An 18,398-nucleotide genomic window follows, 5' to 3' on the forward strand; every position below is an offset into this window, starting at 1 on the left:
ACCCCATCCTCGGCCGGATCGAGCACGGCCGACTGCTCGCCCCCCGGGGGCATCCGGCCCTGCCGGGCGCTTCTCAGGAGGTGAGGTAGTAGGCCTTGCTCACACCGGGCAGGGGATCGGTGCCGAATGCCGCCGTCGTGCAGCCGGCGCCGCCGGTGAACGACTTGTAGAGGAAGCGGCCCCGCGCGCCGTAGGCGACGGTCCGCTGTCCGCTGAAGGAGCACGTGCCGCCTTCGGCGGAGCAGACGGTGACATAACCGGCCGGGCCGCCGGTGGCGGTGTAGCAGGCCTTCGACTCGCCGGGGATCGGGTCGCCGAACGTGGCGTCGGTGCATGGGGTGTTGCCCGTGGCCGCGACCGTGGCGAACGCGCCGAAGGCGCCGTACATCACCGGCTGTCCGACGACGGCTGGGCAAGTGCCGTCCTGGTCCGCGCACTTCGTCCAGCCCCCCGGTGGACCTCCGGCGGGCGGCAGGTAGCAGGACTTGGCGACCCCGTCGATGGGGTCGCCGAAGTGGGCGTTCGTACAGGCGACGGTGCCCTTGGCGACCTGGTGGGCGAAGTTGCCGTTGGCCCCGTAGGCGACGTCACGGTTGTAGCCGGGTACGGCGCAGGTGCCGCCCTCGGCCGCGCAGACGGTGTAGCCGGGCGGGCCGCCCGCGTCGGCGACGTAGCAGGACTTGACCAGGTTCGCCGCCGGATCGCCGCCGAAGGAGGCGTTGGTGCAGGCGGTGCCGTCGGTCGCCGTCTTGTACGTGTACGTCCCTGCCCCGTAGGCCACCGAGCGGGTGCCGCTGAAGGAGCAGGTGCCGTCCTCGCCCGCGCACCGGGTGAAACCCGCCCGCAGCGGACCGGTGCCGGGATCGGCGGGAACCGGCGGATTGCCCAGCCCGGTGGCGGTCACGGTGTAGCTGCCCGGGGCGACGCCGGTGAGGTGGACGTAGGCGTCGTCCTGGCTCGCGGCGGTGATTCCCGACGTGGGCGTGAAGGTCCCGTTGCGCCAGACGACGGAGCCGTTGACGGACACCGAGACGTCTCCGCCGCCCAACTTCGGGACGCCGATACGACCGGTGCTGCCGGCCGGGCTGGAGAGCTGCGCCGAGTAGGTGCCGGCGGCGGGACTGCGGGACCAGGACGCGTTCACCGCGCCCTGGGGCATGGTGATACGGCCCTCGGCGCTGGTCAGGTCGCCCGGGTGAGGGACGAAGCGGTACGCGCCGGTCGCCGACTCCGGTGCGATGCCGAGCACGTCGAAGGTGAGCGTGGAGGTGGGCGCGCTGGACCAGCCGTGGGCCAGGCTCATGAAGGAACCGCCGTAGGCGAGGCCGCCGTCCGCCTTGACGCCCTCCCAGAAGGTGCTCTTGGTGCCGATGTCGCTGTTGAGCATGTGGCCCCAGGTGCGGCGGATCTGCGCCAGGGCCGTGTAGTCGTCGTTGGCGGTGAAGTGGGCGTTGAGCTCCATTCCACCGGCGAAGGGCGAGACGTTGCCGCCCCACTCGGGGGTGGTGGGGCCGTAGAAGCCCCACCGGGTCGCAAGTTGCCTGACGATGCTGCGCGACTTCGCGGGGGAGTCGGTGAGCCCGTACCAGACCGCGAGCGAGTTGCCGTCCTGTGGGTACAGACCGCTGGTCGGGTTGTCCTTGTACATGCCCTTCGAGGCATCCCACAGGCGGGAGTTGGCCGCGGCCTTGACCGCGGCGGCCCTGGCGTCCCAGCTCGCGGCGAGCGCGCTGTCGCCCTTGACCGTGGCCAGCGCGACCCCGCCCTTGAGCGCGGCGTACAGCAGTGCGTTGGCGGAGATGTTCTCGCCGCCCTGACCGACCCGGGCCCAGTCCTGGGTGCGGGTCACGTCGAGCAGATCGTTGCCGTCGATCTTGTCGATGATGAAGGCCATCCCGCGCGTGTAGTCGGCCCACGCGGAGTCCAGCCACGCCCGGTCGGCCGTGTAGGTGTAGTACGTGGCCGTGCCCAGTAGCGTCCAGGTGTGGTAGGTGTCCGAGCCGGTGAGGTTGAACGGCGGCCCCGACCAGGGGATTTCACCCTCCGCCGACTGCGCTTCGTACATCGTGGTGAGCGCGTTGCGCGTCGAGGTGAGGTCGCCCGAGTAGGCGTACTGCGTCGGTACCGCGATGCCCAGATCGCCGGGCCACACCGTACGGTCGCGCTTGGCGCCGTCCACCAGGACGGAGTCGCCCACACCTACGGTGGCGCCGTTGTCCCACTCCGAGGCAGGCGGGGGCCAGGCGCGGCCCTCGTCGGAGGCGATCGTGTTGAGCTGCACGGTGTACGCCCCCGCGTACCAGATGCGGTTGAGCAGGTCGTCGCTGGAGTGGAAGTAGTTGGCGTAGTCGGCCGGGTTGGTCTTGCCCGGCGCCGCGGTGAAGCCGAGGCTGACGCCCTTGAGGTCCACCCAGCCCGAGGTGTCGAGGAAGACGGTGAGGTAGCGGAAGCCGCCGCGCTGTCTCGCGATGGGCATCGTGTAGGTGCCGTTGGCGGAGGCCGTGGCGTAGAGCGCGCCGTCCTCGCCGTCGCGGCCGCTGCTGCGGTCGCTGTTGTTGCCCACGTACAGGGACGACTCGCTGAAGGCCAGGCCGACCCGTTGGCCGCTACCGCTGACACTGCCGAAGGACAACGTTGTCACACCGCCGACCTCTTTGCCGAAGTCGAGGGTCACGGCCGACTGTGCGCCGGAGATCCGCGTCGACTGCCCGCTGAGGACGTTCTGCGGGTTCGCGACGCTGCCGGACGTCCGGTAGATCGCGGTCGGCTTGACGGTGCGGGAGGTCGGCGAGTAGTTCAGGGCGTCAAGGGCCGCCGGGCGGACGCCGGTCATGGGCTTCGAGGTCGCCGCGGAGGCGGCCGGCGCGGGAGCCGTGAGCAGTGCGGCGACCACCACTGCGGCGAGGCCGAGCAGGCTCTGTGGACGGGATGTTCGGATCAGCAACGGGCGACGGCGCCGCATGGGTACCTCCCGGGTCCGGATGGGAAAACGAGGCTCTTGAATCGATTCAAAACATGGCCGACAGAGATCGGGGGCTCATGAAGCGGTGGGTGTGCGAGGCGCGCCTCGCCGAAGTTCTACCGATGATGTGCGCCCCCCAGCGGGGTGTCAACCCGTCACGTCCGGTGTGAACCACCCCTGGAATCACTCTCGTTGGAGACATTGACAGCACCCCGCCGAGCCGGTTCACTGCCTCCGGAACAGGTCTGGACCAGTACCTCTCCCTCCGCCTGGCTCAGTGAGACCCGACCGGCGTCCCCCACTCTGAAATCGAGGCGAGTTCCGGTGCCCTCACCCAGCTTCGACATCGTTGTCAGAACACGGCTCCTCACCTTCCTCCTGGCGGCCGCTCTCGCGTTCGCGGCGCTGGTCCCGGCCTCGACGCCCGCGGCCGCCGCCACCCAGGTCTGCGTCCTGGCCTGCGACACGCTGGACCCCGCACTGGCCCGGCAGGAGAGCTTTCCCGTACCGGCCAAGAACCTCAACGGCCGCCGCCTCGAACTGCACGTCTCCGACGCGGACGACATGGCCTGGGCCAGTATCGACAACGGCGTGACCGGCGACTCGGTGTGGCTGGACCGCTCCTGGGACGGCGGCGCCACCTGGGAAGGACTGCTCGGCAAGGCGAGCATCCCGGGCACCTGGACCGGCACCCGGACGCTGATGTACAACATCACCGATCCCCGCAACCACCGACGCGGGCTCATCCGCGCGTGCGGCGACGCCGGTGGCGTCGGCTGTACGAACTGGGTCCACCCCACCGTCTGCGACACCCTCTGCGACGGCATCGACGTCGGCCAGGCGGCGGGCGACGATCAGCCGGTGCCGTCGACCACCCTCCACGGCCGCACGATCAGGCTGCACGTCGACCAGCAGAACTCCATGGCCTGGGCGAGCATCGACACCGGTGGCAGCGGCGACGAGATCTGGCTCGACCGCTCCTGGGACGGCGGTTCGACCTGGCCGGACGGCTCCTCCCTCGGCCGCACCAGCACCCCGTCCGGGGCCACCGGCACCCGTACCGCGATGTACGCCACCCGCGACCCTCGCGGCCTCCTCCACGGCGGCGCGGTCCGCGCCTGCGGCCGGGAGGCCGCCCACCAGGAGGGCAGCTGCACGGCATGGGTCCGGCCCGCGCCGACCAGGGCGCGCGCGGCGGCGGACGCGCTGATGACCTCGTACGACCCCTACAACGGCTGGTGGCCCAGCAGTTGGTGGAACTCCGCCGCCGCCCTCACCTCACTCATCGACTTCGCGAAGACCACCGGCAGGCACGACTACGACTGGGTCATCGCACGCACCTTCGACCGGAACAAGGGCGTCTTCGCCGCCGGGGTGCGCAGCTCGGACGCGATCGAGGGCCACTTCATCAGCCGTTCCATCGACGACTCGGGCTGGTGGGCCATCGCCTGGCTCGACGCGTACGACCACACCGGCGACTCCCGCTACCTCGACGAGGCCGTCACCATCGCCAACTACGTCCAGCAGTACTGGGACACCGGCACCTGCGGCGGTGGCGTGTGGTGGGACCGTGAGCGCACGTACAAGAACGCCGTGACGAACGGACAGTACCTCTGGCTGACCACGGCACTGCATCAGCGCATACCGGGCGACACCGTATGGCTCCAGCGGGCGAAGACGGCCGCCGCCTGGTACAGGGCGAGTGGGATGATCAACTCGTCGGGGCTGGTGAACGACGGGCTGACCTCTGCCTGCGCCAACAACGGGAGCACCGTGTGGAGTTACAACCAGGGGCTGGCCATCGGCGGCTTCACCGAACTGTGGAGGACAACAGGGGACGGTTCGCTGCTGGCCACCGCGCGGACCCTGGCCGACGCCGCCGTCAGCAGCCCAGCGCTGACCCGGGACGGGGTGCTCACCGAGTCCTGCGACATCGGCTCGGCGTCCTGCGACGACAACCAGAAGCAGTTCAAGGGCATCTTCATGCGGTACTTCGCCGACCTTGCGAAGGCCACCGGCTCCAGCGCCTACCGGAGTTACGTCCAGAAGCAGGCGGACACCCTGTGGGCGTGGGACCGCAGCTCCCTCAACGCCCTCGGTGAACGCTGGGCCGGCACCAGCCCCAACCAGACCGACTGGCGTACCCAGGCGAGCGCCCTCGAAGCGCTCACCGCCGCCGCGGCAGGCTGAACGGCCGCAGGCTTCGGCGCACACCCAGTGCACCGCAGGGTGGCGCCACCGGCCGAGCCGGTGGCGCCACCCTGTCCTTGCCGTCGGCGCTCCTTCCACGAGCGAGGAAGGCGGCGGTGCCGAAGGGTGCGGCCTACTCGTGGAACTCGAAGCGCCAGGCCTGCGCCGGGCTCTCCGGCTCCAGCGGGCGCAGCGCCGTCATCGGTGGGAAGATCCGCAGCAGGCTGAGGTCCACCGTCAGTTCGACGCCGTCGATCGGGCCGCCGGGGACGACGATGTGGAACATGTGCGGCTCCGCGGACTGCCGGAGCTGCCACTCGGTGGCCTGCGAGGAGCCGCGGAGCATCTTGTTGATCTCCGGAACGCCGTCGAAGCTGAGGTACGTCTCGTGCCGCAGGTTCATGATGGTGACGTTGCCGTTGGAGAGGGCCTCGATGTGCCACTCCTGCTCCCCGGGCTCACCGGTCGGCGGCAGGACGACCGCAGGGGCCTTCTCGTCGTGGAGTGTCAGGTACTGCTCGTTGCGCCTGGAGATTCCGTAGGGGCCGTTGGGGATCGGTGCCATGACAGGGGTCTCCTCGGGAGGGGAAGTCGTCGGTGCGGTGCTCCAAGCGGAGCGCACACACGATCCTGGCCGTGAACCTGCGCCACCCGGCGACGAACTCGCCCGACGGTCGCCCGATCGGACGTGGACCGTGGCGGGGGCATGGACGAAACGGTCGCGATGCCGAGCTGACAGCGACTCACGACAGCCGACGGTACGGGTGGGCCTGGCCGCAGCGAGCCGCCGAAGCGGAGGGCCCCGCAGGCAAGAAGCCTGCGGGGTCTTTCGACGGACCGTTGCCGACCTCGGAGGGCCGAGCGTCAGGCGTACGGGTCGAACGGGATTCCCGCCGGGCTCGTGTAATCGAGAGCCCACTGGAAGTCGCCGTCGTCGATCTTGAAGGTGGCCGAGCCGAAGTCGGCGCTGCTCAGCCTGTCGCGGTAACCGGCCGGGTAACCGTCCCAGCCGACGAGGCGCGGGTAGAACCAGTTGCCCGTGGCGTTCTCCGCCGGTTCGTCGTTGCTGTTGGCGAAGCGGAAGCAGTGGGTGGAGATGCCGTCCTTGTGGTACACGACCTTCGGGTGGGTGCCGTCGAAGCGGATCTGCGACCGGGCGAGCGTCTGGTAGGTGTTGTGCTGGGACACCGACACGTACTGGACCTCGTTGTTGTTGATCCACACGATGACGTGTTCCCAGTCGTGGGTGTGCCCGAGGGCCGCCGGGCCGAGTGTGGCCTGGTCCTTCTCGAAGTAGCTGGCGTACATGACCGCGCACCAGCCGTTGTTGCACTTCTCGCGCGAGTACGTGTTGGCGTTGTTCAGCTGGGCGGGATCGTGGCACTTGCCGTTGACGTCTCCGCCGAGCTTCAGGCCGGGGTTGACGGTGCCGTCGGCGCCGATGGCGGCGGTGGCGTAGCAGCCGTCACCGTCGTAGTCGTAGGCGGGGGAGTAGGTCTGCTCCAGGCCGTTCGCATTCTGCGGCAGCAGGGTCAGGACGTTGGCGTGGGCGGTCGCCGGGACCGCGACGACGAGCGTCATCGCGCCGAGCGTGCCGAGAAGGACGTTGGCGAGGGATCTCAACTTGCGCATGGGGACTCCTTGTCGAGCGGCCGACGTCAGCAGTAGAGGTTGCTGCCCGGCGGGACGCCGAGGAGCGAGGTGAAGCGGTTATAGGCGTCCACGCGGCTCTGCACCAGCCAGGGGTTGTTGAGGAGGTCGATGCCGAGTGCGTCGCCTGGTGTGCTCAGGGGTAGCTGGTCAGATCGGCCACGTTGGTCGTGGAGTTGGACGGGCCGCCCGTGCCGTTGACGACGTGCCGGATGGTCCCCACTCCGCCGAGCGAGACGGTCACCATGCTGGTGAAGCGCACATTGGAGTTGCTCGGCGCCTCGATGGCCCGCTCGGCGGCCACGCTCGGGTTGACGTTGAAGTAGCAGTAGCTGCCGAGCCCGTAGGCCTGGTGGCTGGTGACGGAGTCGGCGACCTTGTAGGCGGCGTAGCCCTGCGTGGAGCCGTTCATCCAGGCCGACTGGCTCGGCGGGTCGTACGGCATCTCGTTCTGGTAGAAGTACGTCCGCCCGCCGTTGCCGTTCCAGATGGTCTGGTACTTCTGGTAGTGCTCGACGAACAGGCCGTACGCGGTGACGTTGTCACCGTTGACGATCAGGCCGGTGTCCCCGGTGTTGGTGTTCCAGCCGACGCCACTGCCGTGGTCGGCGCGCCAGATCCAGGTGTGGTCGGCGATGACGTTGTCGCTGTTGATCACGAGGCTGGTGGTGGCCTTGCCGACGGCGGCGCCACCGACGCGGAAGTACACGTCGTGCAGGGACGTCGGGTTCGCGGCGTGCGAGGCGGACGAGCCCGTCGGGCCGACCTCCATCAGGGCGGGCGAGTTGGTGGTGCCCGCGTCGAAGAGGACGCCCGCGACCTTCACGCCGTCGACGTCGGCCACCTTCATCGCGGTGACACCGTTGTCCGGGATGAAGGTGGCGAGGCCCAGACCGAGGACGACGGTGTTGGCGCGGTTCACCTGGAGCGTCTGGTTGAGGTGGTAGACACCCGGGGTGACCAGGAGGTTCTTGCCCGCCGCCAACGCCGCGTTCATGTCCGCCGCGGTCGCGCCCGGCTTCACGACGTAGAAGGTGTCGAGAGACAGCGAGCTGCCGGACGGGGACCCGTTCGCCCAGCTGGTGCCGGTGGAGTTGGACCGCAGGGACGGCACGAAGACCTGGTAGGCGCCGTTGCCGTCGATGTACAGGGACGGCTTCTCCCGGCTGACCGGGCTCTGCGCGACCGTGGTGTACGGCGGGCTGGGGAAGCTGGTGGCCGGGACGCCCTGGCTGCCGACGAAGACCATGTTCCAGTTGGCGCCGGTCCAGCTGCCGAGCTGGGAGTTGCGGGTCAGCCACTGCTGCTGGCTGCCGGAGTCGACCTGCCCGTCGATCTTGGTGTCGGCGAGCAGACCGCCGCTGGACCAGCCGTTGTCGTCGAGGGCGACGTTGCCGCGCAGGTGCATCCGGCGGTACGCGGCGGCCTGCGAGACCGCCCAACGGTCGGTGCCGCCGGTCGGGTTGACGGACAGGTTCTCGGCGCCGCGCCAGAAGTTCTGCGTCGCGTTGCCCTGGAACCAGTCGGCCTCGGCATGCACCGCACCGTTGATCGTGACCGCGTCCGGGGTCAGACCCAGACCCGCGACCTGGGTGTAGAAGCCTACGTTGACGTCGGCGTTGTAGGAGCCCGGCTTGAACAGGACGGCGTAGCGCTGGGAGCCGAACTGGTTCGTCTCCTGCTGCTGGAAGATCGAGGTCAGCCTGCTCTGGATCGTCGAGGACGACATGGACGGGTCGAAGACGACGACGTTCGGGCCGAGGTCCGGATTCGTGCCGGACTGGGTCACGGGGACCACCTGGAAGCGCTGGGCGGCACTCCCGTTGCAGGTGTACTGCACGAACTGCACGCTGTCCGCCGTCGAGGCGCCGGGGTCGTCCAGACACTTGCCGCTGTTGCGGTTGACGAAATGGTAGGCGCCGCCGCCCTCGTCGACCGGCAGCCACTGCTGGTTGGCGCCGCCGCCGTAGGCCCACAGGTGGACAGGCGCGTTGTCGGCCGTGGACACGTCGGCGATGTCCACGACCTGGCCGGTGTTGTTGCCGTTGCCGATACGGACGTAGCCGTCGCTGGTGGCGATGAAGCTCCACTGCTGGGCCGTCGAGCTGTTGCACGCGTACTGCTGCACGACGGTGCCGTTGGCGGTGGCGGCGGACCTGGCGTCCAGGCATCTGCCGCTCGCGGCGTTCATGACGGTGGCGAAGCCGGCGGGCAGAGCCTCGACCGCGCTCGCCGCCGCACTCGCGGGCGGGGGCGCGGAGGTGAGCACGGCGGCGACGGTTGCGGTGACCAGCGCGGCGGCAGTGGATCTGCGGCGGCGCTCGAGCGCGGTGCGCACATGGATGAGCACGGATTCTCCTTGCCGAACGAGTCGGCGGATGGTGGGGGGTGGTGGCGCTGAGGGCCCTTCGTGGGGATGGGCAATCGAGGCAGCGTTCACCTCTTGAACAGTGGATGTGTCACACGGTGCGATGCTGAGCCGTGAACCTAAAGGTCTGGACCGCATCCGTCAAGAAGTGAAGCAGGCTGCGGAGCAAGGGAGTTGTGGCTTCCGGCCAGGCTTCACCGGGAAGGAAGGACTCCGAGCCGTCCCTGCCGGTGCAGGGGGCCGTCTCACGTGCCGGGACGTGTGGTGGACGCCCCTTGCGCCGTGTGTTTTGATCCGTTCATGGAGACCGCAGGTCAGGCACGCACCGTGCTGCTCGACCCGTTCTGGGTGGGCCGCCGCGCCGATCAGTTCGACGAGACCTGTCGCTGAGCACTCGCTCCCTTCAGCCCTTTCTGCGCCCGCGCACTGCCGTGCCCTCGCACGGACCTGGACCGGCGTCGTCGGCCGCCTTCGCGGCGAACGCGCCGTGCAGCGCTTCGCGCATCCGCCCCGCGGCTTTCGGCAGGGCGTGTCCATCGTGCGCACCACCCTGACCGACCCATCGGAAAGAGACGCATGGCCGTCAACAGCACCGCCCCGGCAGGGGTGTTCGCCGCGCTGCGGGTGCGTGACTACCGGATCTACTGGAGCACGGGCCTGGTGTCCAACGTCGGCAGCGCCATGCAGGGTGTCGCGCTGGACTGGTTCGTCCTGACGCTCACGCACAGCGGAACCGCGCTCGGCTGGGTCGTGGGCCTTCAGTTCGCCCCGGTGCTGCTGTTCGGCCTGTGGGGCGGGGTGCTGGCCGACCGGTACGACCGGCGGACCCTGCTGCTGTGGACCCAGACGCTGTACGCGGTGCAGGCCCTGCTTCTGACGGTGATGGTGCTCTCCGGTCATGCCCCGCTGTGGCTGTTGTACCTCCTGTCCTTCGCCCTGGGCTGCGTGTTCACGGTGGAGAACCCCGCACGTCTGTCCTTCGTGACCGAACTGGTCGGCCGGACGCTGATCCCGAAGGCGGCGGGCCTGAACATTCTGTCCCTGAACGCCGCCCGCCTGATCGGCCCGGCGATCGCAGGTGTGCTGATCGGGGCGATCGGTACCGGGTGGGTGTTCGCCCTCAATGCCGTGTCCTTCACCGTCGTCCTCGCGGGTCTGCTGTCGATCCGGCCACGGGCGCGGGAGGCACGCGCCGGATCCCGGCCCCCGTGGACGGGAGCGGGGGCGGAGGGGCTGCGCTATGTGGCCGCGCGGCCCGAACTCGTCGGGGTGTTCACGATCTTCGGCCTGGTCGCCACCTTTGCGGTCAACTTCCCGACCACGCTGACCCTGTTCGCCGGCCGGGTCTTCGACGTCGGCTCCGGGGGGCTCGGCATCATGAACACGGCCCTGGCCATCGGTACCGTCGCCGGGACGATCGCCGCCACGCGCGGTGTCTCGCCCCGGGTGCGGACCGTCGTGATCGGCGCGTTGCTGTTCGGCGGTTTCGAGGCACTGGCGGCGGTCATGCCCACGTACCCCGCCTTCCTCGCCTTGTTGCTGCCCGCCGGTTTCACCTTGATGACGCTGAACACGGCGGTGAGCGCCTTCGTCCAGTCGGAGGTCAGCGACGCCATGCGCGGCCGGGTGATGGCGGTCTACACGGTGATCTCCATGGGCGGCAGCCCGGTCGGCGCCCCCGCCATCGGCTGGATCTCCCAGCACGCGGGGGTGCGCTGGGGGCTGGCCACGGGCGCCGCGACCGCCGTCCTGGCGGCGGTCGGCGTGGCGCTGTGGCTGGCCCGGAGGTCACCTTCGGCGCCGGACCCGGCCGCGCTGCCGATCTCCCGGTCCGTGGCGAAGGGCCGGACCCCTTCCCTCGACCACACACCTGCATCCGAACCGTCCACCGGAGGAACTCCCCATGACTGACCGCCACACCGGACCGACCGGACCGACCGGGCTGACCGGACCGACCGGTCTGCACCTCGTCCTTGAGGCCGACGGAGGCGGCGCGCACCCCGCCGCCCAAGTGGCCCCGACCCCGCAGGCGGTCCGTGAATCCGCCGTCTCCGCCGAGCACGCCGGCTTCGCCCTCGCCACCTTCGCCGACACTCCGCTTCCACCCGGCGGGGGCCCGGAGCCCGTCGGCCGTATCGAGGCCGGAACCCGCGCGGCGTACGTCTCGGGCCTCACCGACCGCATCGGGCTCGCTCCCACGCTGCACGTCACGACCACCGAGCCCTTCCATCTCGCCACCCAACTGGCCGCCCTGGACCACGCATCACACGGCCGGGCCGCCTGGCTGGTGGGAGCGGCGGCCGGTGCGGACGATCTCGCCACCGTCGGACGGGCCCTGCTCCCCGCCGATGCGCTGCACCGGGAGATCGCGGACGTCGTGGACACCGCCCGTGCCCTGTGGGACTCGTGGGAGGACGATGCGGTCATCAAGGACGTCGCCACCGGCCGATTCCTGGACCCGGACCGCGTGCACCACATCGACTTCGAGGGCGCCTCCTTCACCGTCAAGGGCCCCCTGATCACGCCCCGTCCGCCGCAGGGGCAGATCGTCGTGCTCGCCCCGGACGCGCTGGAGATCGACGAGCGTGCCGACGTGGTCCTCGTGGCCCGCCCCACGGTCGTCGGAATCGCCTCCCGCGCGGCCACCGCCCGGGAGGCCGGCGCACCCCTGGTCTTCGCCGAGGTGGAGGTGGTGCTCGACACCGCCGTCCCGGCCGTCGACCGGCTGGCCGAGCTGAACGCCGTCGCCACCTGGCAGGAGTCCGGACGGCTGCGCCACACCGGCTCCCCGGAAGCGCTGACCGAACTCCTCACCCAACTCGCCCGGTCCGTCGACGGCGTACGGCTGCACCCTGCCGTCCTCGCCGACGACCTGCCCGTCCTGGCCGACCGGGTCCTGCCCGCCCTGGCCGCCGCCGGCCTGCACCACCCGCCCCGTACCGGCGACACGCTGCGCACCACGCTCGGCCTGCCCCGCCCCGCCAACCGATTCGCCACCGCGACCACGAACGCCTGAGGTGACCGCCATGACCGAACCGTCCTCCCGTCCCCAGCTCCATCTCGGCCTCTTCTTCACGGGCGTGGGACCCCAGCTGATCTGGACCGACCCCGACGCCCCCGCGCACACGGCGATCGAGACCTTCACCGACGTGGCGCGGACGCTGGAGCGGGGACTCTTCGACGCCTTCTTCCTCGGCGAGGGACTGCGGGTGCGGGAGAACCGGGGAAGGATCTTCGACCTCGACGCGTCGGGCCGGCCCGACGCCATCACCCAGCTGTCCGCGCTGGCCGCCGTCACCGAGCGGATCGGCCTGGTGGCCACCCAGAACACCACCTACAACTACCCGGCCGACCTCGCGCGCCGGCTGGCGAGCCTCGACCTGCTGTCCGGGGGCCGCGCCGGATGGAACATCGTCACCACCGACAACGCCTGGACCGGGGCCAACTTCCGGGACGGAGGCTGGCTGGAGCACGAGCGCCGTTACGACCGCGCGGGACAGTTCGTCGACGCGGCGAAGGAGCTGTGGCGCGGCGGGCCGACCGAGCGGGACACCGACCTGGTCCGGTTCCGTGCCACCGCGACCGTCCCGGCGAGCCCCCAGGGCAGGCCGGTGCTCTTCCAGGCGGGCGACTCCGACGGCGGCCGCGAACTCGCCGCCCGCCATGCCGACGTCGTCTTCTCCGCCAACACCGAGTACGGCAAGGCCGTCGCCTACGCGGCCGACCTGCGCGACCGGCTGGCCCGGCACGGCAGGTCCCCGGACTCGCTGCGCATCCTGCCGGGCGCGAGCGTCGTCCTCGGCGACACCCCGGCCGAGGCGGAGGAGAAGGCCCGCTGGGTGCGCGGCGAGCAGATCAACGGGCCCCGCGCGATCGCCTTCCTGGAGCAGTACTGGGGCACCGACCTGTCCGCCCACGATCCGGACGGACCGCTGCCCGACATCGAGCCCAGCGAGGGCGAACTCGACCCCTCACGCGGCACGATCGCCATCGCGCACCGCACCGGCAAAGCGGCCCTGATCCGCAAGTGGCGCGAGCTGGCGACCGAACGGGGCCTGTCGATCAGGCAGTTGGTGCTGGAGGTGGCACCGGGTCACCCGGCGTTCACCGGCACACCGTCGACCGTCGCCGACGAGTGGACCCGCTACATCACCACCCGTGCCGTCGACGGATTCAACATCGTGCCGCACCTGCTCCCGTCGTCGGTCACCGACATCGTCGACAAGCTGGTCCCGGAACTCCAGACCCGCGGCGTCTACCGCACTGAGTACCGGGGCAGCACCCTGCGCGACCATCTGGCCCTGCCCCCGCTCGCCGACCCGCAGGTCGACTGAGGAAGCCGTGGCCGTCCGGCGGACGTCGAGGCGACTCGGTGCGATCCGAGCCCGTGTCTGCCGGCCAGGCCGACAATGCCCGCGCCGCCCCTCAGGCGGTTGCCAGGTCCTGGCCGGGCAGGTCCTCGGGGAGCAGGGTGCGCAGGTCCTCCAGGCCTGGGACGGCCATGGCGCCGAGCCGACCGGCCTGCCGGGTCATCATGGCGTCCATGAGTTGGCGGGCCGTGCGCGCGTTGCCGAAGGAGCGGTCGCGGGGAATGGCGTCGATGTACGTGTGCAGGGCTCGCAGGGTGTCCGAGCCGACGTCGTAGCCGGAGCCGTCAGCGATCCTGCCGATGATGGCGACGAGTTCGTCCGTGGTGTAGTGCTCGAACTCGACGGTCCGGCTGAAGCGGGAGGCCAGGCCGGGGTTGGAGGACAGGAAGCGGCCCATCTCCTCGGTGTAGCCGGCGGCGATCACCACCACCTCGTCGCGGTGGTCCTCCATCAGCTTCAACAGGGTGTCGACGGCCTCCCGGCCGAAGTCCGAGGAAGCGGACTCGGGGGTCAGGGTGTACGCCTCGTCGATGAACAGCACACCGCCCAGGGCCCGTTCGAAGGCCTCCTTGGTGAGCTGCGCGGTGTGCCCGACGTACCGGCCGACCAGGTCGGCGCGGGCCACCTCCACCAGCTGGCCCTTGGGCAGGACGTCCAGGGAGCGCAGCAGGTCGGCGTAGACCCGGGCGACGGTGGTCTTGCCGGTGCCGGGCGGGCCGGAGAAGACCAGGTGCCGACCGACGTTGGGGGTGGGGAGGCCGGCTGCCCGCCGGTGCCTGGCGGCGGTGAGCACGTTCACCAGGGCGGTCACCTCACGCTTGACGGCGGACAGACCGATCATGGCGCCCAGTTCGGCCAGCAGCTGCGCGGAGTCGGGGACCGCGTCCGCGTCGGCGGCACTGTCCCCTCCGACGTCCTCGGGCAGCAGCAGCGACAGGTCGCGCTCGGCGGGGGAGTCCATGGAGCCCAGCCGGAACGCCTGCCGGTCCACCATCTCCTCGAACACCTTGCGGGCGGCGCGGCCGTTGCCGAACGTCGCGTCGCGCGGCATCCGTTCGTAGAGCCGGGCGAGCGCGTCCGAGGTGTGCGGGTCGAGTTCGTAGCGGTGGGTCTCGCACATGGTGCGGGTGATGGTGACCAGTTCGTCCACCGAGTAGTTCGCGAAGTCGATGGTGCGGGTGAAGCGGGAGGCGAGGCCGGGGTTGGAGGACAGGAAGCGGCCCATCTCCTCGGTGTAGCCGGCGGCGATCACCACCACGTCGTCGCGGTGGTCCTCCATCAGCTTCAACAGGGTGTCGATGGCCTCCCGGCCGAAGTCCGCGCCGGAGTTGCCGCTGTCGGACAGCAGGGTGTACGCCTCGTCGACGAACAGCACACCGCCCAGAGCCCGTTCGAAGGCCTCGGTGGTCTTGATGGCCGTGCCGCCGATGATCTGCGCGACCAGGTCGGCCCGGGACACCTCGACCAGGTGCCCGGAGCGCAGCACGCCGAGTTCGGCGAGGATGCCGCCGTAGAGCCGGGCGACGGTGGTCTTGCCGGTGCCGGGCGGGCCGGAGAAGACCAGGTGCCGACTCATCGGCGGGGTGGGCATGCCGAGTTTGGCACGACGCTGGGCGAGTTCGTTGAGGTTGACCAGGGTGCGTACCTGCCGCTTGACGTCGGCCAGCCCGACCAGGACCTCCAGTTCGTCCATCGGGCCCGCGGGGGCGGCCGACCTGCGGTCGCCGACGGCGGCCGGCCCACTTCCGGTGACGGCGCCCCACTCGTCGGCGAGGGCGTTGCCGCTGCTGCTCAGCCGTTCCACGGTGAGCCGCTCACCCGGCCGGGACTGCCGCAGCCCCGCGCCCCGGTTGTCCTGGACGACGCAGCCGACCACCGAGACGGGCTCCGCGCTGTCCACCCGGATGCCGTCGCCGGTGCTGCGGCTGATCCGGCAGCCGTCCAGCTCGGCCCGGCCGCCGTCGCCGACCAGCAGCCCGTGCGCTCCGGCGCCGTCGGCGTGGACCCGGTTCAGGGCGAGCCGGCCGCCGCTTTCCACGGCGATGCCGGACGCGTGGCCGCCGTACACCTCGCAGTCGGTGAGGGTGCCGAGGCCGCCGTCACCGACGGAGACACCGGGCCCGGTGGCGTCACGTACGGTCAGATCCCGGACCACGGGCCGGCCGCCGTCGGCGGTGCGCAGCCCCGCCGCACCCGGTTCGACGACCATGCACTGCTCCAGGCGGCCCCGGCCGTCCTCGGTGATCTCCACACCGTGGCCGCCCGCGCCGGTGATCCTGACCCGCAGCAGGAGGGGGTCCGCGCCGGAGCGCACGGCGACGGCGGTGCCGGCCGGGTCCGCCACGGTCAGGTCCTCGAACTCCGCATGGGAGCTGCCGGTGAGGAGCACCGCCCCGGCGCTGTCGGCGCAGTCCCGTACGACGGTGCCCCTGAGCAGGGGCGCGCTCGACCCGGTGACCCGGATCGCGGACACGGCGGCGGAGTCGAACGCGCAGTCCTGGAAGGTGCCCCGGGAGCGCTCGGTGACGGCGAGTCCGCTGTCCTTGGTCCTGCTGGTACGGCAGCGCAGCAGCTCCGGGTCGGCGCCGGCGGCCAGGACGATGCCGGGGCCGGTGGTGTCGGTGACGGTGACGTCCTCCAGGGCGGGGCGGTTGGCGCTGGTGATGTAGACGCCGGCCGAGGTGTCCTGGACGGTGGTGCGGACGACCCGGGTGGCGGAGCGGCCCTCGAGCGCGACGGCGGGCTTTCCGGTGCCGGAGATGACGCAGGCTTCGACCAGGCCCTGCGCTTCGCCGTTGGCGAGTACACCGTTGGCCTGGGCGTCGCGGATCGTGCAGTCGCGGACCGTCGTACGGGCTTCCTCGCCCAGCACGACGGCGCTGGTGCCCAGGTTCTCGAACCGGCAGTCGTCGATGACGCTGCCGGTGGGCGCGGTGTCGACGAAGCCGGCGCCCTCCGGGTTGGAGACCCGGCAGTGGCGCATCGCCACCGAGCCCTCCTGACGGGCGATGACGGCCGTCCAGCCGGAGCCGACGACCGTGCAGCCGTCCATGGCGACCTGGCCCCGGGGCGCGTCGACCACCGGCAGGTCCTCGCTGCCACCGCGCAGGGTCAGATCGGTGAGCATCACCGCGTCCGCGACGAGGAGTACGGCGGTGCCCTTGCGGGGGCAGATCTCCACGCTGCCCGGGTCGCCGTCGGCGCTGATGGTCACCCGGGTGCGGATGGTGAGGTTCTCGCGGTAGCGGCCGGGGCGGACCCGGATCACCGCGCCCGCGCGTGCTTTGGCCAGGGCCTCGCCGATCGTCCGGAAGTCGTCCGGCCGGTCCGCCGAGACCGTGAGCAACTGCCGTGACACGCAAGGACCTCCTGTGGGTGGCGCAGTCGCCGGGGTCGTCCGTCGGCGGGGACTTCCGTGGCCGGGGACACGGAACGAAGGGTACGGCCGGGGTGCGCGGGCACGCGGACACGCTGTGGGCGGCCGGGGAGATGCCCGCAGCGCAGGTCACGTGGCCCCGGGCACCGGCTGCCAGGATCCCCCCGCAGGGGCTGCCCGTTGGCCCGGACTGCCCCTTTCAGCAGCGGATTCTGCCCCTGCGGACAACCGGAGCGGCGGGCGGCGGGGCCTCACGTAGCATGCGCGCCATGCGACGTGCTGGTGATCGACACCCCCCGATGGCACGGTTGATGACCGCCGCCCTGCTGACCGTGCTGACCGCAGCCCTGCCGGTCGCGACCGGGGGACCGGCCCTGGCGGCCGACGAGGTGGGGCTGCCCGCGGTGGGTTCCGCACTCCCGGCGGACGGGGCGTGTGTGCAGCCGTCCACGGAGCGGGCCACCGACGACCCGTGGACCCGGCAGGCGCTGGGTCTGACCCGGGTGTGGCAGTTCTCGCGGGGCGCCGGGGTGACCGTCGCGGTCGTGGACACCGGTGTCGGCACGGCCGCCCCCGCGCTCTCCGGCCGGGTCACGGCGGTCGGGGAGGCGGGTACGGACTGTGTGGGGCACGGGACGTTCGCGGCGGGGCTGATCGCCGCCGCCCCCCAGGACGGCACGGGGGTGGCGGGGCTCGCTCCGGAGGCCCGGATCCTCGCGGTGCGCGGCACGGACGAGCGGGGCGCCACCACGCCGGCCCGGCTGGCGACGGCGATCCGTACGGCCGCCGACCAGGGCGCCGGCGTGATCTACGTCGGCCAGGCCCTGGCGGCCGGCGAGGACGAACTGAAGGCCGCCGTCGCCCACGCGGCGCGGCAGGACGCGCTGGTGGTCGCGCCGGTTGCGCCCGACACGCTGCCCGTGGACCCCGGCACACGCCGTACGACGCCCGCCGCGCCGGCGTACTGGCCGGCCGCCGCCCCGGGGGTCGTGTCGGTGCTGGACTTCGGCCCGGACGGGGGCCGCCCCGAGGACGCGCCGCAGGTGGCGGGCGCGGATCTGGCGGCGCCGGGCGACTCGGTGGTGGGGGTCGGGCCTGCGGGGACCGGGCACTTCATCGGCTCGGGCTCGTCCTTCGCCGCCGCGCAGGCGGCCGGGGCGGCGGCCCTGGTGCGGGCCCGGTATCCCGGGCTGTCGGCGGCGGAGGCGGCCCACCGGCTGACGTCGGTGGCGTATCCGGCCATGCCGGCCCGGCTGGATGCGTACGCCTCGCTGTCGGCCGTGCTGGCCGGTGCCGGTTCCCGGGGCGCTGTTCCCAGCGCCGGGCCGGCCGAGCTGGTGGCCCCCGCTCCGGCCGGGCCCCGGAGCCGGGCGCTGCTGGTCACGGGGGTGGCGCTGGGGGTGGTGGTGCTGGTGGCGGCCGGGGCCGTTGTTCTACCGCGGGGGCGGGCCAGGGGGTGGCGGGCGGCGGGCGGGTAGATGG

10 protein-coding genes are annotated in these 18,398 nt (G+C 71.4%); 5 read left to right on the plus strand and 5 right to left on the minus strand.

What is annotated here, in order from left to right; genetic code table 11:
• Nucleotides 1-73 precede the first annotated feature (73 nt).
• Nucleotides 74-2,962: an alpha-L-rhamnosidase gene (locus tag ABZ725_RS08555; RefSeq protein WP_358801977.1), complete on the minus strand. Its 2,889-nt coding sequence runs from the start codon at nucleotides 2,960-2,962 to the stop codon at nucleotides 74-76.
• Nucleotides 2,963-3,526: 564 nt separating this feature from the next.
• Here ABZ725_RS08555 and ABZ725_RS08560 point away from each other — a divergent pair.
• Nucleotides 3,527-5,152, plus strand: a complete 1,626-nt coding sequence (locus ABZ725_RS08560) for a glycoside hydrolase family 76 protein (protein ID WP_358802079.1) — start codon at nucleotides 3,527-3,529, stop codon at nucleotides 5,150-5,152.
• Between the two features lie 133 nt (nucleotides 5,153-5,285).
• Here ABZ725_RS08560 and ABZ725_RS08565 read toward each other — a convergent pair whose 3' ends face one another.
• From ABZ725_RS08565 to ABZ725_RS08575, 3 genes are all read right to left on the minus strand, one after another.
• Entirely contained in the window at nucleotides 5,286-5,717 is a 432-nt protein-coding gene (locus ABZ725_RS08565; RefSeq protein WP_358801978.1) for a hypothetical protein, read from the minus strand.
• A gap of 299 nt (nucleotides 5,718-6,016) precedes the next feature.
• Complete coding sequence (locus tag ABZ725_RS08570; protein WP_358801979.1) at nucleotides 6,017-6,784, minus strand: NPP1 family protein; 768 nt, start codon at nucleotides 6,782-6,784, stop codon at nucleotides 6,017-6,019.
• 154 nt (nucleotides 6,785-6,938) lie between these two features.
• On the minus strand, nucleotides 6,939-9,071 hold the full coding sequence (locus ABZ725_RS08575; RefSeq protein WP_358802080.1) for an RICIN domain-containing protein: 2,133 nt from the start codon (nucleotides 9,069-9,071) through the stop codon (nucleotides 6,939-6,941).
• Nucleotides 9,072-9,746: 675 nt separating this feature from the next.
• Here ABZ725_RS08575 and ABZ725_RS08580 point away from each other — a divergent pair.
• From ABZ725_RS08580 to ABZ725_RS08590, 3 genes are read left to right on the plus strand one after another with little or no spacing between them, the layout of a single operon-like run.
• Complete coding sequence (locus ABZ725_RS08580; protein WP_358801980.1) at nucleotides 9,747-11,081, plus strand: MFS transporter; 1,335 nt, start codon at nucleotides 9,747-9,749, stop codon at nucleotides 11,079-11,081.
• Nucleotides 11,074-12,186: an LLM class flavin-dependent oxidoreductase gene (locus tag ABZ725_RS08585; protein ID WP_358801981.1), complete on the plus strand. Its 1,113-nt coding sequence runs from the start codon at nucleotides 11,074-11,076 to the stop codon at nucleotides 12,184-12,186. Before ABZ725_RS08580 ends, ABZ725_RS08585 begins: the two co-directional genes overlap by 8 nt.
• A gap of 10 nt (nucleotides 12,187-12,196) precedes the next feature.
• Nucleotides 12,197-13,504 (plus strand): LLM class flavin-dependent oxidoreductase, encoded by a 1,308-nt coding sequence (locus tag ABZ725_RS08590; RefSeq protein WP_358801982.1) that lies wholly within the window; start codon nucleotides 12,197-12,199, stop codon nucleotides 13,502-13,504.
• A gap of 91 nt (nucleotides 13,505-13,595) precedes the next feature.
• Here ABZ725_RS08590 and ABZ725_RS08595 read toward each other — a convergent pair whose 3' ends face one another.
• Nucleotides 13,596-16,898, minus strand: coding sequence for a right-handed parallel beta-helix repeat-containing protein (locus ABZ725_RS08595; RefSeq protein ID WP_358801983.1), 3,303 nt, complete (start codon nucleotides 16,896-16,898; stop codon nucleotides 13,596-13,598).
• 317 nt (nucleotides 16,899-17,215) lie between these two features.
• Here ABZ725_RS08595 and ABZ725_RS08600 point away from each other — a divergent pair, with 317 nt between their 5' ends.
• A complete protein-coding gene (locus tag ABZ725_RS08600) occupies nucleotides 17,216-18,394 on the plus strand; it encodes a S8 family serine peptidase (protein ID WP_358801984.1) in 1,179 nt (392 codons plus the stop codon).
• The last annotated feature ends 4 nt before the right edge of the window (nucleotides 18,395-18,398 follow it).

The sequence above is a fragment of the Streptomyces sp. NPDC006872 genome (assembly GCF_040635845.1).
GTDB lineage: Bacteria > Actinomycetota > Actinomycetes > Streptomycetales > Streptomycetaceae > Streptomyces.

Excerpts from the sequence above, each read along its gene's own strand:
- ABZ725_RS08585 (WP_358801981.1), top strand. The coding sequence starts at position 11,074 with ATGACTGACCGCCACACCGGACCGACCGGACCGACCGGGCTGACCGGA.
- ABZ725_RS08600 (WP_358801984.1), top strand. The coding sequence starts at position 17,216 with ATGGCACGGTTGATGACCGCCGCCCTGCTGACCGTGCTGACCGCAGCC.
- ABZ725_RS08570 (WP_358801979.1), bottom strand. The coding sequence starts at position 6,784 with ATGCGCAAGTTGAGATCCCTCGCCAACGTCCTTCTCGGCACGCTCGGC.
- ABZ725_RS08565 (WP_358801978.1), bottom strand. The coding sequence starts at position 5,717 with ATGGCACCGATCCCCAACGGCCCCTACGGAATCTCCAGGCGCAACGAG.
- ABZ725_RS08590 (WP_358801982.1), top strand. The coding sequence starts at position 12,197 with ATGACCGAACCGTCCTCCCGTCCCCAGCTCCATCTCGGCCTCTTCTTC.
- ABZ725_RS08580 (WP_358801980.1), top strand. The coding sequence starts at position 9,747 with ATGGCCGTCAACAGCACCGCCCCGGCAGGGGTGTTCGCCGCGCTGCGG.
- ABZ725_RS08555 (WP_358801977.1), bottom strand. The coding sequence starts at position 2,962 with ATGCGGCGCCGTCGCCCGTTGCTGATCCGAACATCCCGTCCACAGAGC.
- ABZ725_RS08560 (WP_358802079.1), top strand. The coding sequence starts at position 3,527 with ATGGCCTGGGCCAGTATCGACAACGGCGTGACCGGCGACTCGGTGTGG.